This is a genomic window from Arthrobacter sp. B2I5 (assembly GCF_030816735.1).
Lineage (GTDB): Bacteria > Actinomycetota > Actinomycetes > Actinomycetales > Micrococcaceae > Arthrobacter.
In genome coordinates this window covers 793,603-809,465 of sequence record NZ_JAUSYF010000001.1, presented here as the reverse complement: position 1 = coordinate 809,465, position 15,863 = coordinate 793,603, and the positions used below count along the sequence as shown (strand labels likewise).

Sequence of the window (15,863 nt, the reverse complement as noted above, 5' to 3'; positions counted from 1 at the left end):
GCGCTCCAGTCTGTCAGTTGAGTTCGACATAACGGCCGTATCCACCACGGTCAGAAGACCGGTGGAAGCTGAGGCAGCACTTAGAAGGTACCTAGTTCCGTCATCAGAGCCGTTTTCTCCTACTAAAGCGTGGACCCTGATACCCTCGCCACTCATCCGGGCTAAGCTCGAAACAAAATTCGGTATAGTCTTCGCACAGTTTCTGGCTAATGCCAAAAAAAGAACGTCGTATCGGTATTCTTTAGACACCCAAAAGGCTCCCTCAACAGTTAGCCCAAAGGAGGTGATCCCGAGGGAACAAAGCAAACAAAAGACAAACAGAAAGCCCATGTGCTCGCATCGCGCCTCATTCGTACGTGTCGAGCACTGTCCGGGCGAACAATTGAGCGGGCCGCATCACAAAGGCTAAAGCTAACTGACTGTTTGCCTGAGCCACCCAGGATAATCTAGCGGCTGCAAAGGCGGAGGTACAAATGGATAGGGGGAAATAACGTGCTGTCTTGGTCGGTCCGGCAGTACTCCCGCCCACCAGCTAAATGTGCTTCGGGAAAGAACTAGATAGTCGGATGACAGCAAAGATAAAAAATCGTCCCTTGTGTCTCGCGGGGGCGAGTAGACCACTGGAAAATCAAACTGAAGTTCTCTTTGGCACCAGGCCACATCGTCGGAAAAAACAGTAATACGAGTAGACTTGACGTCAAGACCGTTAGCAGCAACCAGCGACTTGAGCGCAATTCGATAGTAATTCGGCGAGAGAATCATGTCGTTTGCCACATAGTCCCCTCTGCGGACATGGATCCCGATAGTTCCCCCTTGTATGGGTGGCAGCGCGCCGCACATGGACGCTCGCATATCAGCTAGGACCTCTCCAACCCGCGACGGTGACTGCCAATAGCCGTACCACCAGGACCGTTCAGCGTCTGACGCCTTAAAAGGGACCTCGATCTGATCTTCGAATTTTACGGAACGAGGTCCGCAAGCCCGACGAATCCAGGCCCCCACGGGACCGAATCGTCCTCTTGGGTAAGGAGCAAGCGCGAGCCATCTCTCCATGGTGAGAAGTCCCTCCGGCACTAGTCCAGGAAGCTCAAATTTGCGGCTTCCGGTCCGCAGAGCTGATGCGTCATATGTCACCGTGACGCCCGATTTGGAAAGCCAAAGACCAAAGGAGTACTGAAAAAGCTGATTACCCAAGCCTCCTATGAAGCCGACCGTATGCCTCTGAGAACGCCCCATCATAACCGAACCGTCTTCGTGTTTCCCGCAGCAATCATCCTGTACCTACTGACGCTCAAGGTCATGTCTAGGAAGTCTGCTAGGCGTCCTACGAGCTTCATCAACCAAGAGGGCATCAAACGCCCCGTACGAGCGGGCACCTCTCATCCCTTTTTCCCAATTACGTCCTCCCGCTTGGTCACCTCGGGACGGGAGATTATTCTCTACCCCTTCCTCGTAATACCCATAGGCGTAGGCATAGGCATCTGGACCCTTCACGGGCAGTCTGTTCAGGACGACACCAAGGATCTCGGCGTCTACCATATGAAGCGAATTGAGAGACTTCGCCAAATCATTGTGCTTTAGTTTTTGAGCCCCAACGACAAGAACAACGCCCCCTACGTGCTGGGCTAAGACGACCGCGTCAGTTACTGGCAACAGTGGGGGTGCATCGACCACAACGATGTCAAATAACTCTTCGAGCCGATCAGTCAGGTTCTCCATATGCTTTGAGCCTAGGAGCTCGCTAGGGTTTGGCGGGATTGCCCCGCTGGTCAAGACAAAAAGGTCGTCGTCTCCCCATGGTTGAAGCAAATCCTCCAGGTCTCCCCCAAGAAGGGCAGTTGTCAGACCAGCATTTCGTTCGAGCCCGAAGTACTCATTGACCATTGGCCTGCGAAGATCCGCGTCAACAAGACAGACCCTCATGCCTGCCTCAGCAAGCGAAATCGCAAGGTTTGCAGCGGTAGTGCTTTTGCCTTCACCGGGTAGCGATGAGGTGACGAGAACAGTCCGCGCTTGCCCGGACAAGTTTGCGAACTGGAGATTCGTACGCAATTGCCGAAATGACTCCGAGCGCGGACTCTGCGAAGCAACATGAGTAATCAGGGGTCGAGTTGTTGCGTCGTGGTCGAAGGCGATTCCGCCGAGAATCGGTAGGTCAGTGATACGCCTAAGATCTTCTTCTCCCCGGACCCGAACGTCCAAATGCGCTTTGAGCAGCGCGATTCCGACCGCGACTAGAGCCCCAGCCAATAAGCCGACAACGAGGTTTAGTACGGTATTAGGGGAGGCTGGAGCGGATGGTGGGGTGGCTGGCTTAATTACGGAAAGGCTAACTGGGGAACTTCCCCCCGATTTTGGCTGCTCAAGACGATTGACCGCAGAAATCAGACTGTCTCCGACGGCCTGCGCCAAGGCGGCAGCCTGAACCGGGGAAGGATCCGTCACACTAATATTTATAAGAACCGTATTGAGATCGGTAGTTGCCTTCACCCGAGAACTCAAGGCCGCTGGAGATGTAGACAGGCCCAACGAATCGATGGCAGGCTGCAGAACAACCGGCGAACCCACTATGCTCACATATGACTGGACCCGCGCTTGGCTAAACGTATTGCCCTGTTGCAGTTCCTGTATCGAGCCAGAGCCTTGGATTGAAACGAAAAGCTGGGTCTCCGCCGTGTAAGCAGGTTTCGTCGCCATTGTCGCCGCGCCCCCAAGAAGAAGCCCAACTAAGGTTATGGAGGCGATCAACATCCAATCGCGGCGAAGCTTTCGCACAAAGTCGCGTAAATCCAAAACTAGGGTCCCCCTACGTAGAGTTGCCGGCGCGCCAAACTGCCCCAGCAAGAGTGGCGAATTCATGCAGTCCGTTCAATTGTACCGGGGCGGCTTCGTTCTGCCGCGCAGCGCGGGCGTCACTGCGGGCAGGTCTGGGTAAGTGGGTGCGACATGGAATTGCCAACGCGGACCTGCGCGGGTATATGCGCCTCCCGCAGTGCCTCAGCGCTTAAGCTTCGCTCATTCGTAAGACGAGGGTGCATTGTGACCAGAGGCGAAGGGCCGTCAACTGCCGGAAACAAGCCCGTATTTATGGGCCAACACGAAAAATGGAAGGCGGCGTCGGAACAGCCAGCACATTGAAAGGAATCCGCCCGTCAAGAGGCTTGCCGCCACCCATGGACCAGGAGCAGTTGCGTCACAAAGGACTAGGTGTAACGAGGCCCAGAGGACCAACGCAAGCGTCAGCGAAAAGATAGTAGCGACGACATATTGACGGAGTAGCCGTAGAGAGTCCACGTAACCGTGGCGCCCGGCCAGCCAAACCTGCCATCCATGTCGGATAACGTTTGTGAGTATGAGCGCAACGATAGCCACCCAAACGTTCTTATAGACAACCATCAGGGTAGCGCTACATATCTGAATCAGAATCAGAATCAGATCGGTGGACCATATCCAACGAAACTTGCCCAAGGCCTCCATTGCACTTGTCAAAAGAATCGAGACAATTTGCAACCCGCCGGCAACCGCAAGCGGAGCAATCAATGATGCAGCGAATTCCCATCCAGGCCCAAAAATAAGGGGAACAAAGGGGGGAAGTAGTACAGCCATGCAAGTGCTAAGGCAGAGTGCAATCCAGGCGACCATGACGAGCATGTCCGTCCAGACTATACGCGTCCTCGAAGAGTCCTTCAGGTCATGACGAAACTCGGGATATACAGCCCTCGTCAAAGCCGCTTGGACCTGCTGTAGCGGGATGGTCGTGATCACTTCAGCTCGGTTCCAATGTCCCAGCACGCCTAGATCCAAACTACGGGCCATGCTGAGCTTGACTATGTTGCCTGTTAGATAGCTGAATAGACTCCCAAATACCAGCTTCCCGCTATAACCGATGTCGTCACGCCCATGACGTAAACTCCCAATACCAAGGAGCCCTCCCTCTGATGCCAGCACGGTCGAAATCAAGATGAGAAATTGAGCTAGAAGTGCTGACACAACTAGGGAGCTCGCGGACTGCCAAATGGAAACGGCATATGCGCCCACCGCCATACCAATAAGGTTACTGCAGACCGTTATAAGAGCCAGTTGACGGAACTTTCCTCTACGCGCCATCAAGCCCGTAGAGAGTCCAAGAAGGGGGCTAAAGGCATTCCCGACCGCAAGCAGTCTCATAGGGGCTATAGATTCCTCCACTCCCCAAATCACCGACCAGAGGGGTGCGGTCAGGAAAAGCACCAGCGCCCCCGCAAACCCAAGTACAAGTCCGTACGATACAAGCGATCGCAACCTGCTTCGGTCCAGCTCTGTCATCCTGGATACGGTCTGGCCAAGTCCGCCAGTAGCAAGAAGAGAAACCAAACCCGTCACGGACAACGCAACCGTGTATGCTCCGAAGCCGCTGGGGGAAACAGACCTGGAAGTCGAGGCAGCATAAGCAAACTGCGCAAGGACTGTGACTAATTGCGACCCATAGACCCATGCAGCCCCCGCGAGCAATTTTCTAGCAGTCGACATCGTCGAACTGGGTTTACTCACGCTGCTCTCCATTCAGAAGCGCGCGACCACCGCACATCCTTTTTGTAAAAGTTATTCTTCACTACAGTCGGCTTTCATTCGGCCTGTTGACGCACGCGTTTCAGGAGGAAAGGACGAGAGTACGGTTGTCGCTTGAGTAAAACGTTGTGGTCTGATTCGAGCATTACAACGTTTATACCTTCCTGGCACCCACGCGACTTCTTTCAAAGCGCACCATGATCAGAAGACCGCGTCTTCTGATCATGGTGGCGCCAAACGGTCCTAAAGACCCGATATACCGGGGGCGTCAAGATTCCATGCCTGAACGGCCGCACTCGGGTCTACCCGCGTGCCTCTGTAGTTCAAGAAAGACACGAATTGGTTGTCCTGTCTGTAGTACTTATACGCGAACTCTTGAGCGCGGTCGATTGCTGCAATTCGCTGTTCGGAGTTGGTACGCGCCAGGACTCCCTCTATTGCGTCTGCCAAAGCAGAACGATCTCTCTCCACGAACAAGAAGTCACCGATTCTTCCCGCAAAGAGATCCTCGTAGCCTCGGTGATAGGTTGTGGCATGAATTGATCCGGCGGCAAGTGAAATAGGAAGCCGATTCGAGAAATAATGAGGTTCACTAGCATAGTGGTCCCAATTGGCGCTCACCCAGGCCGAGCGTATGGCGTCGTCCTGTGAAGATGGGTCGACAGGCCCCATCGCACCGGGTCCCGTCCATCCACGACCGTATATGGCTATGCGCTCTCCGAATCTCTGCTGGAGATCAGAGACGAACGCGATACGGTCGCGCCAGTTGGGATGGCCCCTGAAGCGCGGGCTATTTCGATTAGCCACAATGACAACATCGTACGGCCGTGGTGTCTCACGACTCACAGGTATGCGACGATAACGTTCTGGCTCGAACACGTGGGACGCCCACCTAACATCCTTTGCCCCGCTCCGTCGAAAATTCCCAGAAAACACACCGCTTCCCACTGTGAAAGTGACGTCGGAAAATCGTCCAGCGGCTCGAGCGGGCCGTGGTAGCGGATGGAGGAAACGGCTGTAGGGATCAGCTTCATGATATATAAGCTCAAAATCTGCTGCAGCTCGCATCGCCAAAAAATGCTTTTCCGTCAGCCCCGTCTTGCCGACATGTTGCATTAAAACAACATTTGGTCGAAAGTCTCGCACGCGTTTGATTAGATCCTGCCTGTGCTGCTCAGCATCGCCGCCATTCCGGATACGCCACTGCAAGCTAAAAACGCTTACCTGTTCAAGCATGTCAGCTTCAAGCAAATTAGCCATGGGCCGGCGAAAACCCAACTGCCTAAAGTCGCCCGACTCATTCGGAACATATAAAAGCCGAATCGAGCTCTTGTTCACCTTACCTCCTTGACAACAGTATGGCCGTCACCGCGTGCGAACCTAGTCAGCCTTCGGCAACGATTCACAAGGATCACGGCGCAATTTTTCGAAATCCGCGGTTAGCCAAAATTACCCAATGCTCATCAAAGTCAGCATCTGATTGGAACCTTTTCCCCACAACACGTGCGGGGTTTCCAACCGCTATGGAATTTGAGGGTATGTTATTTACGACCACAGAGCCGGCACCAATCACGCTACTATCGCCAATTTCTACACCGGACAAAATTGTCGATCCATAGCCTATCCACACATCAGAACCTATTTTGACGGGAATGCTGAGCTCATTGGGGAACTTACCAACCCATTTTCCCTCTGTAACCGGAACTCCAACGATCCCAATTTCGTGGTCATTACGGCCTACGATTCCCGTCGAATTCGCGATCATTACGGCATCTCCTATCACGCCGTCGACTTCGATTCTGACGTTTGAACCAATACTTACATTTTTACCTATCTTTAGCTGCCTAGGAGCCCAAACAAATGAACCCACGTCGTAGCGGAACCCGGACCCCGCCTCGACGTTGGCGGTGAGAGGACTACGGGGGACGATTTTCGAACGGACAAGCTGAAAAATTCTGCGGATCATTGCCTAACCCCCAATCGAGAAGAAATGCCGTGTCCGATCGACCTTCGCAGTACGGCTATAAACTTCAACATATTCTCTTGCACCGCGTACAGCAGATAGGTCGGGCGGAAGAAGTTCACTATCGCTCATTGGAGGCTGCCAGTGGAGAACAGCCTGCAACCACGCTTCTTGCTCATCCGACACCATAGTGACGCCTGCGACTCCCTTGGCCCACTGAAGCCCCTGCACATCGTTCACCAGCGCAGGAACCCCCGCCACGATGGCCTCGGCCAAAGCAACACTCATACCTTCGTGCCGGCTCGGCAGCATGAAGTAGTCTGCCCTCGCTAGGGCCTCATGAGGCCGGGCAACTCCACGTTCAACTAGAAAGCCGCGCTCCTGGAGTCCACCTAAAAGGCTGAGCTCCGATGCACCTGCATCACGCTCGTCGCCTAAATGGATTAGACGATGGCCAGCGTTCGCCAAAGCTATGAGAGCCCGTTCGTGCTGTTTTATGCCAGAACAATTTCCAACTATAAGAGCCGTAGGAGTTGAGTCATGGGCTGTCCCTCTGGTGGCTCTGCGGGACGAAATCGAAAAAATGGCATCATCGACCCAGTTGAAAATGACGACAGGGCGGCGCCAAAAGCGCCGTTCATTTCTTGACACGTCCGTGGATGGAGCCACCACTGCAGCAACGAACCGATCGGCGATAGCGGCCTGCACGAAGCGACTTGCCCACCACATACCTTTGGCGTCAAAGACGCTATGAATCGTCCGAACTATTGTTCCTCTACGCCCCAGTGCCCACCGCGCTGCGAGTACCGTCCGCAAATAGTTAGCTTCAGTGTGGATATGAACAACGTCCACGCCCAATCCCCGGACGAGTTTCCGGAAGGTCTTTGCATTTGTTAGCGATAGACCGATTGGTTCTACTACGTGAACGTCGTGTCCCACCTTGCGTAGCTCATGTTCAAAGGAATGCTCTTTGCCTTGACCAACAATAATGTTGGTAACATCTGCGGCGCGAAAATGATCAGCGGCAGTCACGAGCATTCGTTCCATACCACTCGGTCGCAACGATCCGAGCAGATGTAAAACCTTGGTAGTCACGGTTGAAATGTCCTATCGCTAATCACTCGGCTATTTCTAGGCTTAGACATGGAACGACGTGCCCGGGAGCCCAAAACCTGCTCCTCACGGAGCCCTACTTTGGTGCTAGCTTGCACGAACGTCCACCCCAGGAACATAGATATGTACCAAATCCAAGAATAACTCCAGCCATAAACGATGAGTGCGGTCGCGATCGCGATGGCTGCCATGTTCGACCTTTGCCGAAGAAGGCGGGAAAAAACTACAAATAAGAAACATAGAAAAACTGCCAAGCCGAGAATCCCAACGCGTAAATAAAGAGTGAGATACCAGTTATGGGGTGCAAAAAGTACCCAACGGCCAGCACTTTCATATCTACCGAAGCCGCTACCCATGGGTTCTCCAAAGGCCACAGTCAGGGGTCCCGACTGCACGGACTGGCTCAGCAAGTTTAGCCAACTACGCATACGGCCGTCGTACGTGCCCGAGTCTTCCGCAGCCGTAAAGAGGTGCCCTAGGACATCTGGCATCAGTTGGGTACCAGTGACTACAAAAAGAAGCGCGACCGCCACCAGCCCAGAAAATAGAATTCGGAACTTTAGTCTGGCTTGGGCCGACAAGAAGACAACGAAGAGGGCAGAAAAGGCCACTGCCCAAACCGTGCGCTGCTGGCTCACCAGAACAACGCCGAAGAAGACAACCGAGCTGAAGAGCAGTCCTCGACCTCCATATTCACGCCAAAACCAAAGGCAAACTATCGCACACAAAAGAATAGCTAATGCCTGACCGGAAACGAGCGGCCGGGTCGTCTGTTCGAGGCCAGTACCGGAATCAACAAAGCCAGATGTACTGCCAAGACCGTGCAAGGCGATGTGATAGGTGGCTACGATTGTCAAAAGCCACCCGAAGAATACAGAGAACCTGAGCAACAAATGCTTTACTAAAAGGTAATCCCAATAAAGCGCCATAGCCCAAGTCATCATTGCATAGGGATACAAGAACGGCCTGAACTCGTTAAGGGCGGTTCCAGTCGAATTCGCAGCTAAACCCAGAGCTAAAGAGACTAGAAGTAGCGAACCAAAACCCAGCCAATACCAAACTGCGGCACGAAGTCTAATAACGAGACGTGCGAATTGGCTAAATGCGACAATTAGAAATGCGATACTTAGGACATCCAGATAGTACACACTGAACCCGCCTAAACTCACGAGCGGGGGCGGGTATGGTACTTCCCATGCGATTACGGTATAGAAGGCAGCGGAACCGATGCCTACGATGGGCCACTTTTTGAGTGCAAGTACGAAGAGACCAAAAGCAACCAGCCCTGCAAGGGCCTGAAAGAGTAGCCAGATGTAGGTCATCTCCGACCATACCCGGAGCGAATGTATACAGCAATGCGTCGCATCCACCAGAGACAATAGCTAAACCCGATAATAAGTTTGGCGCTTCTTGGATGACTCTTGCCGAGGACTTGCTTAAGAGATGAGTAGTTGCCGCCCCCCTTCACGCCGACAAATCGCTTCCAATCCTGAAAAAGAGGTCCCAGAGGCGCAACTGGATTACGTGGACAGGACCCGAATGTGCCGGGACAAAGAAGGATCTGTACGCCGGCCCTGCCGCACCGCAGGCCATAATCAATGTCCGCCAGGGCATGGGAGAAGGTCCCGTCAATACCGCCTATTGCTTTAGCTACGGCAATGGGGATGAGCACAAAATTTCCGTTGAAAGTCTCGACATCTTTCGGTCGGCTTCCTGGTGGAACAGACTGAAAGCTTAGTGGATGGATACCGCCTTTTTGCAGACCGGAGTAGGTCAGCTCTCCCCCAGTTGGGTCCCGCATTGCACCGACTAGGACTCCGTCAGGGTGCCGTTCCATGTACTCGCTCATTCGGCTGAAGGCGTCCTCATCAAGCTCCACGTCGTCATTGAGCCACACGAGAAAACCATCCCCATCAGAGGGCGTTGCTTTGAGCGCTGCCGCCTCCGCCTGAGCCATGCCACTTGCCCAGTACGCGGAACCATCCCCCGTCAGAATCTGTACAGGAACGGGCATCTGGGACACGGCGTCAGATGTACCGTCACTAGAACCGTCGTCAAAGAGAGTGAAGGTTATGGGCAGCCCGGCGCGTGTTGCTGCTGCGTTTGCCCTTTTTATGGAACGAAGAGTTAACTCTCTTCGGTTATGGCATGCCATTATCACCGACAGATTCATCGTTTCCTCAGCATTAGCGCACCCTTGATTCCCGACAAAAAGTTATCAACCATTGCCTCAACGGTAAATATGTCAGCGGCCTTCCTAGAACAATCTGTTAGCTCAGCCAGAGATTCTGCGTTATTCAAAACACTGATAACTGCCTCAGCATAAGCATGGCTGTCATTTGCCGACACGATAGCGTTGCTACCGTCAACGAGATACTCATACTCCGGCGCGTGCCATGCCCATTCAGTTGTGATTATCGGCGTGGCCGCCGCAAAACTGTCCACGGCCACCAAACCGACGCGCCCAGGCATGGCTAAAACCTGCGACGAGGCCAAGGCGACACCCTTAGCGGAACCGGAAAGGGGACCCAGGTACGACAACCACGAATACTTCCTCTCCCACTCTTCCACTTGGGAACGCATCGGACCCTCGCCAGCAATAACTAGACGAAATTCCGAGTCTTTGCTGTATGCCATTTCCGAAGCTTCCACAAGAAAAGGTAGCCTTTTAGATGGGTCAAGTGCACCCACAAATATAGCCGTTTTTCCACGCAGGTCCTTATCAGAGATAAAACGCGCTGTGGATTCCGGGTCAGCATTACGCACGCTCTCGCGTAGAGACGCCGTATCGATAGAGTTTTGGACTACAGTGATGCGCTCGCTCGGATATCCATACTCTTTCACCGCTCTTTCGCCACCGGCTGTGTAGGAAAAGAACCAGTCCGCTTTTAAGGTGAGTTTACGTACGAGCCATCGCTCGACCAGGCTGTTATGACGCGTGTAGTCCCTACCGTGCCCCCATAGAGCCACCACTGGTCCATCCCGACGTTTCGTAAACAGGAAACCGTACGCGTCCACGTTTCTCCGCGCCTGTTCAAGGATGACCAAGTCAGCACCGCAAGTTACCTCTGCAAGTGAGCGAACCACGATGCGGCGACCAGCGACATTCCATTCTCTTTGCATGACGGGAGTACCAAAATCCAGATGCACCGCGTCCCGACGACTCGCCTGCCGAATTCCAACCTCACCGTAGGCTACCTCCAGTCGGATGCCTTGTTCCTCCGCCTTCTCGCGAAGCTGGCTGAAGAAAGGGGCTCTGTACTGAGCGACATATTCCTGTGCTATAACAACTTTCTTCATAGGGTAATTCCCTGCTTTTCTCTCAGTATGATCAGATACCCGACTTCATGCACCGCATCCAAAAGCTCCACGAACCACGTTCAGGTGAGAGACTGGTGCGGGCAATTTCAACCGAAGCTGCGAGCGACTTACATTCATTGGATGAAGCCAGTCCGTCCAGGCTTGGATCGAGCTAATCTCTATCTAAATCGTAACGAACGACACTTTTTTCAGCATTGCCGTTGAACCGTTGGTTGTTTCAGCCACCGCAGGATAAGTTGTGCGATTAGCCCGTTTTTAAGCAATTCGGTCTCCCAAGCACCTGTTAAGGTGCCTTCTTTGGAGCGACCAGCGAAGGGTGGCCGTCAAGAATCTAACGTTGCCGAACAAATATCGACGCCAAAGCCGACGCGGTTCACAGGCAAGCCGAAATGCCCACTCCAGTCCACACGCCGTCATCCAGGTCGGGGCTTCCCGCGCTGTACCTGCCGCGAAGTCAAATGCAGCTCCCACTGCAACGGCCACGATCGGCAACGACTCCGCTAGGCGACGCGCTTCATAATCTTGTTTGGGCGTACCTAATCCGACCCAAACGACATCGGCATGACTTTCAGAAATGCGCTTGTCCTGTTGCATAAGTTCAGGGTCCGTAAGCGGGCGAAATGGTGGGCTTTCAGCACCTACGATTAGCACTCCAGGAAATCTGAGTCTTAGATTGTCCTCTAATGCTCTCAGCACTTCCGGCGTTGAACCCAAGAGGAAATGTTTGGTACCAGAGCGTCGTCCCAAATCGAAAGTATCAAGAAAAAGTTGGGGTCCCCTTATTTGCGTTAGAGCAGGTGAGTGCCCACTTAGGAGTGATATCCAGCTAACAGGTTTTCCGTCGGGGAAATTCCTAGCCGGCTCCGCCAAAACATTGCGATAATCGGGAGATTTGTCTGCCAAAGCGATGGAGTACGCGTTCGCCAAGTGGACATGTGAGGGTTCGTTGTTCTTGACCATCCGAATCAACGATTCTGCAGCCTCGTGCCGGGTACTCGCGATGAATTTCACGGGACCGACCCAGTGAGCGGCTCGAACGCTAGCGTCATCGCTAGTACCATCAAGTCGACTACTCGAATTCAGGCTCAACTGTTGGCCCCCCAAAGCTCATTTGTAAGTTGTCGTCGACGTCGCGACTCCCACGGTTAAGGCAGCGGTCCTATCAGGCGCCTGCTACAACCCAAACAATGGACTGATCGTGGCCATGCTACAGGAAGAATCGGCAATGATGGCCGGGGGTCCGATGGCTGGCGATCATGGTGAGCAATGTCTCTGTATGTCTTCTCAACCCTTGCCCGAAATTCCTGGAGTTGGGCTTGGGGCACTATGATTGCGGAGGATTCCGGCGTTCGTTGCCGGAGTCATGTCTAAGAACTGCTCATAGCCTCTGGGGGATATATCATGACCAAGCGTGCACTGATCACCGGCATAACGGGCCAAGACGGCTCGTATCTTGCGGAGTTGCTGCTTTCTAAGGGCTACGAAGTGCATGGCCTGATTCGCCGGGCTTCCACATTCAATACGGCGGCGCGTTGATCACCTCTATGTTGACCCGCATGATCCGGAAGCCAAGCTTTTTCTCCATTATGGAGACCTTAGCGATGGTGCACGCCTAGTCACTTTGCTTGCGGATATCAACCCCGACGAGGTCTACAACTTGGCCGCCCAGTCGCATGTTCGCGTCTCCTTCGATGAACCGGAACACACCGGTGACACTACCGGCGTTGGAACGATTCGATTGCTAGAAGCCGTGCGCATGTCTGGAATTGAGACTAAGTTCTACCAGGCGTCGTCTTCCGAGATGTTCGGGGCAACACCGCCTCCTCAGAACGAAGAGACCCCGTTTTACCCGCGATCCCCCTACGGCGCCGCGAAAGTCTACAGTTACTGGATTACGAAGAACTATCGTGAAGCCTATGGAATGTTCGCCGTCAACGGCATTCTGTTCAACCACGAGTCGCCTCGGCGCGGAGAAACCTTCGTGACAAGGAAAATCACGCGGGCAGTAGCGGCTATCAAGGCAGGTAAGCAGGACCTGCTCTACATGGGTAACTTGGATGCTATACGTGACTGGGGCTATGCGGCCGAGTACGTAGAAGGCATGTGGCGCATGCTTCAAGCTGACGAGCCCGATGACTTTGTCCTCGCAACCGGCGGGAACTACACGGTGCGAGACTTCCTTCAGATCTCGTTTGAACATGCGGGGCTAAATTGGGAGGACCACGTCCGGTTTGATGAGCGCTACCTCCGCCCGACCGAGGTTGATGCCCTTGTCGGCGACGCGTCGAAAGCCCAGGAAAAGCTTGGTTGGAAAGCGTCCATCCACACGCCGGAACTGGCACGGATTATGGTGGATGCTGACATCGAAGCTCTGAAGCACGCCGGTAACCACTGGATCGACACCGTAAACCTTGAAAGCTGGAAGAACTAGTGTCCAAGGACCTCAAGTTCGAGCCCGCCAGGCTCGACAGATTTGCGCCGTTTTATGTCGCCGGCCACCGGGGACTTGTCGGTTCGGCTATCTGGCGAAAGTTGGATGGTGAAGGATTTACGAATCTGATCGGCCGCACTTCCTCAGAGCTAGATCTCAAGGACCGGGAAGCCGTGTTCGAGTTCTTCGAGCAATCGAAACCGCGATATGTGATCCTTGCAGCAGCAAAAGTGGGCGGCATTCTAGCCAATAACACCTATCCGGTAGATTTCTTGAGCGATAATCTCCGCATTCAGGTAAACGTCCTTGATGCAGCACGTCAATTCGGAGTTGAGCGTCTCCTCTTTCTTGGTTCCTCATGCATCTACCCAAAGTTCGCTGATCAGCCCATCAGGGAAGATTCGCTTCTTACTGGTCACTTGGAGCCGACGAACGACGCGTACGCCATAGCCAAGATCGCCGGCATCATGCAGGTTCAAGCTGTTCGCCGCCAGTATGGCTTGCCGTGGATCTCTGCGATGCCGACCAACCTTTACGGGCCAGGAGACAATTTTTCGCCGCAAGGATCTCATGTGTTGCCCGCGCTTATCAGGCGCTACGATCATGCCGCCAAGTCAGGCCAGAAGTCTGTTACGAACTGGGGTACAGGTTCCCCCATGCGAGAGTTTCTGCACGTGGACGACATGGCAGACGCTTGTCTTCATCTCCTCGAAAATTATGACGGCCCGTCCCAAGTGAACGTGGGAACAGGCTCAGACGTCACCATCAAGGAACTGGCTAGTATCGTCGCAGCGGCAGTCGGCTACACCGGGGATATTGAGTGGGACGTGACCAAGCCTGACGGGACCCCACGAAAGCTCCTCGACGTCTCGAAACTCGCGGAGGCCGGGTGGAAGTCCTCTATTAGCCTCGAGGACGGTATTCGTTCCACCGTGGAATGGTACCGCACGCATGCCGAGAGCATTCGCAGCTAGTACTGCCGTCTGGTCAGTCATCGAACGCTCAAACCTCGGGGGAACTTTTCGTGAAAGACGTGCGCGACTGGCGGGCTAAATGCAGTCGCCAGCTACGGATTATCGACGCCTTCGTAATCATTTGGGCAGTTGCTGGTGCCTACGTCATCCGCTTCGGTTGGGCCTCAGACTTCGTTGTCGAAGGCCAGGAAGCAATTTACATATGGCTTTCCTTTGCTCTAGTCCTGTCCTGGTGGGTCATGCTGGGAGCTTGGAACAGCCGCCAAAGCCGCATCCTTGGGGCGGGGCCTGATGAATACAAGCGGGTGGCGGCCGCATCGTTGTGGCTGTTTGGCTTAGTCGCCATAGTGTCGTACGTGCTAAGGCTTGACACTGCCCGGGGCTACGTGGGGGTGGCGCTGCCGGCGGGCCTGTTCGGACTCTTACTTGCGCGCTGGCTGATCAGACAACATCTAAACGTGAATCGGCAGATGGGGCACAGCATGTCTCGATTGCTGTTGCTCGGAGGCCCGAGTGCCGTAGCGCACCTTGCCCGTTCACTCCGAACTGCCAAGCACGCAGGTTATCTTCCCGTTGCTGTTTACACGCCCAACACCTTCGACTTTCCGTCCATCGAACCAGAGTCCGGACTGCCTGTTGTCGGAAATTCTCCCGATGCCAAGTCCATAGTGGAGGCGATACAGGCTTGCAAAGCCGATGCGGTCGCTGTTTCCGCTGGCGTGCAATTACATCCGCAAACTCTTAGGCACCTTGGTTGGGAATTGGCGTCTCGGAACATTGGACTCATAATGGCTCCCGCACTTACTGATATAGCGGGACCACGAATTCATACCCAACAAGTTGCGGGTCTTCCGCTGATTCATGTCACCACGCCGACTCTTGAGGGCGGGCAGAGAGTGGCAAAACGCCTCTTTGACGTGGCGGTCTCGGCTCTTCTCATCGTGGTGAGTCTGCCGGTAATGGCCATCGTGGCACTCCTGATCAAATTGAGTGATGGCGGTCCCATACTTTTCAAACAAGATCGAGTTGGAATCGAAGGTGCTGGATTCCGGATGTTCAAATTCCGTTCCATGGTTGCCGACGCTGAGGCGCGACTTGAATCTCTCAAGCCTCTCAGCGACGGAAATGGGCTGCTATTTAAGTTGAAAGATGATCCCAGGGTTACTTCCGTTGGCCGAGTAATCCGCAAGTTCAGTCTCGACGAACTTCCCCAGCTCTTCAACGTCTTCATGGGATCGATGAGTCTTGTTGGTCCCCGCCCTCCTCTTCCTTCTGAAGTAGAAGCCTACGAGCAAGACGTTAGGCGAAGACTCCTTGTCAAACCCGGCCTCACCGGACTATGGCAGGTGAGCGGCCGCTCTAATCTCTCCTGGCAGGACTCCGTACGACTTGATCTCTACTACGTCGAAAACTGGTCAATGGCCGGGGACCTACTTATCCTCGTAAAGACCTTCCGTGCTGTTTTCCAGAGCGCCGGAGCCTATTAATTCTCTGGCCGTCAGTTCACCGCCTT

General features: G+C 53.9%; 12 protein-coding genes and 2 pseudogenes. 3 read left to right on the top strand and 11 right to left on the bottom strand.

Annotation, left to right across the window (positions count from 1 at the left end):
- Positions 1–411: 411 nt before the first annotated feature.
- The 11 genes and pseudogenes from QFZ60_RS21625 to QFZ60_RS21605 form a co-directional block, all read right to left on the bottom strand.
- Positions 412–1,053 carry an alpha-1,2-fucosyltransferase gene (locus QFZ60_RS21625; protein WP_373427709.1) on the bottom strand — a complete coding sequence of 214 codons (642 nt, stop codon included), beginning with the start codon at positions 1,051–1,053 and terminating at the stop codon, positions 412–414.
- A gap of 228 nt (positions 1,054–1,281) precedes the next feature.
- On the bottom strand, positions 1,282–2,052 hold the full coding sequence (locus tag QFZ60_RS21620) for a CpsD/CapB family tyrosine-protein kinase (RefSeq protein WP_373427708.1): 771 nt from the start codon (positions 2,050–2,052) through the stop codon (positions 1,282–1,284).
- Positions 2,053–2,589: 537 nt separating this feature from the next.
- A pseudogene (locus QFZ60_RS21615) lies at positions 2,590–2,751 on the bottom strand (Wzz/FepE/Etk N-terminal domain-containing protein); the annotation flags it as partial.
- 309 nt (positions 2,752–3,060) lie between these two features.
- The gene (locus QFZ60_RS21610; protein WP_373427707.1) at positions 3,061–4,509 is read right to left on the bottom strand and encodes an oligosaccharide flippase family protein; all 1,449 of its coding nucleotides are present in this window, start codon (positions 4,507–4,509) and stop codon (positions 3,061–3,063) included.
- A gap of 282 nt (positions 4,510–4,791) precedes the next feature.
- Complete coding sequence (locus QFZ60_RS03845; RefSeq protein WP_307088308.1) at positions 4,792–5,886, bottom strand: hypothetical protein; 1,095 nt, start codon at positions 5,884–5,886, stop codon at positions 4,792–4,794.
- Between the two features lie 73 nt (positions 5,887–5,959).
- On the bottom strand, positions 5,960–6,514 hold the full coding sequence (locus QFZ60_RS03840) for a DapH/DapD/GlmU-related protein (protein ID WP_307088305.1): 555 nt from the start codon (positions 6,512–6,514) through the stop codon (positions 5,960–5,962).
- Between the two features lie 3 nt (positions 6,515–6,517).
- Entirely contained in the window at positions 6,518–7,606 is a 1,089-nt protein-coding gene (locus QFZ60_RS03835; protein ID WP_307088303.1) for a glycosyltransferase family 4 protein, read from the bottom strand.
- A complete protein-coding gene (locus QFZ60_RS03830) occupies positions 7,603–8,946 on the bottom strand; it encodes an O-antigen ligase (RefSeq protein WP_307088301.1) in 1,344 nt (447 codons plus the stop codon). Before QFZ60_RS03830 ends, QFZ60_RS03835 begins: the two co-directional genes overlap by 4 nt.
- Entirely contained in the window at positions 8,943–9,797 is an 855-nt protein-coding gene (locus tag QFZ60_RS03825; RefSeq protein WP_307088299.1) for a glycosyltransferase family 2 protein, read from the bottom strand. The genes QFZ60_RS03830 and QFZ60_RS03825 overlap by 4 nt, the downstream gene beginning before the upstream one ends.
- Positions 9,794–10,924, bottom strand: a complete 1,131-nt coding sequence (locus QFZ60_RS03820) for a glycosyltransferase family 4 protein (RefSeq protein WP_307088297.1) — start codon at positions 10,922–10,924, stop codon at positions 9,794–9,796. Before QFZ60_RS03820 ends, QFZ60_RS03825 begins: the two co-directional genes overlap by 4 nt.
- A 276-nt stretch (positions 10,925–11,200) precedes the next feature.
- On the bottom strand, positions 11,201–11,905 hold the full coding sequence (locus tag QFZ60_RS21605; protein ID WP_373427706.1) for a WecB/TagA/CpsF family glycosyltransferase: 705 nt from the start codon (positions 11,903–11,905) through the stop codon (positions 11,201–11,203).
- Positions 11,906–12,346: 441 nt separating this feature from the next.
- On the opposite strand from QFZ60_RS21605, the pseudogene gmd reads away from it, so the two are divergent.
- The 3 genes and pseudogenes from gmd (at position 12,347) to QFZ60_RS03805 (ending at position 15,837) form a co-directional block, all read left to right on the top strand.
- Positions 12,347–13,376 (top strand): annotated as a pseudogene (gene gmd / locus QFZ60_RS03815) (GDP-mannose 4,6-dehydratase).
- The gene (locus tag QFZ60_RS03810) at positions 13,376–14,350 is read left to right on the top strand and encodes a GDP-L-fucose synthase (RefSeq protein WP_307088295.1); all 975 of its coding nucleotides are present in this window, start codon (positions 13,376–13,378) and stop codon (positions 14,348–14,350) included. The pseudogene gmd and the gene QFZ60_RS03810 overlap by 1 nt, the downstream one beginning before the upstream one ends.
- 50 nt (positions 14,351–14,400) lie before the next feature.
- A complete protein-coding gene (locus tag QFZ60_RS03805; protein WP_307088293.1) occupies positions 14,401–15,837 on the top strand; it encodes a sugar transferase in 1,437 nt (478 codons plus the stop codon).
- Positions 15,838–15,863 lie beyond the last annotated feature (26 nt).

Excerpts from the sequence above, each read along its gene's own strand:
- QFZ60_RS21625 (WP_373427709.1), bottom strand. The coding sequence starts at position 1,053 with ATGGAGAGATGGCTCGCGCTTGCTCCTTACCCAAGAGGACGATTCGGT.
- QFZ60_RS21610 (WP_373427707.1), bottom strand. The coding sequence starts at position 4,509 with ATGTCGACTGCTAGAAAATTGCTCGCGGGGGCTGCATGGGTCTATGGG.
- QFZ60_RS03840 (WP_307088305.1), bottom strand. The coding sequence starts at position 6,514 with ATGATCCGCAGAATTTTTCAGCTTGTCCGTTCGAAAATCGTCCCCCGT.
- QFZ60_RS03830 (WP_307088301.1), bottom strand. The coding sequence starts at position 8,946 with ATGACCTACATCTGGCTACTCTTTCAGGCCCTTGCAGGGCTGGTTGCT.
- QFZ60_RS03825 (WP_307088299.1), bottom strand. The coding sequence starts at position 9,797 with ATGAATCTGTCGGTGATAATGGCATGCCATAACCGAAGAGAGTTAACT.
- QFZ60_RS03820 (WP_307088297.1), bottom strand. The coding sequence starts at position 10,924 with ATGAAGAAAGTTGTTATAGCACAGGAATATGTCGCTCAGTACAGAGCC.
- QFZ60_RS21605 (WP_373427706.1), bottom strand. The coding sequence starts at position 11,905 with ATGGTCAAGAACAACGAACCCTCACATGTCCACTTGGCGAACGCGTAC.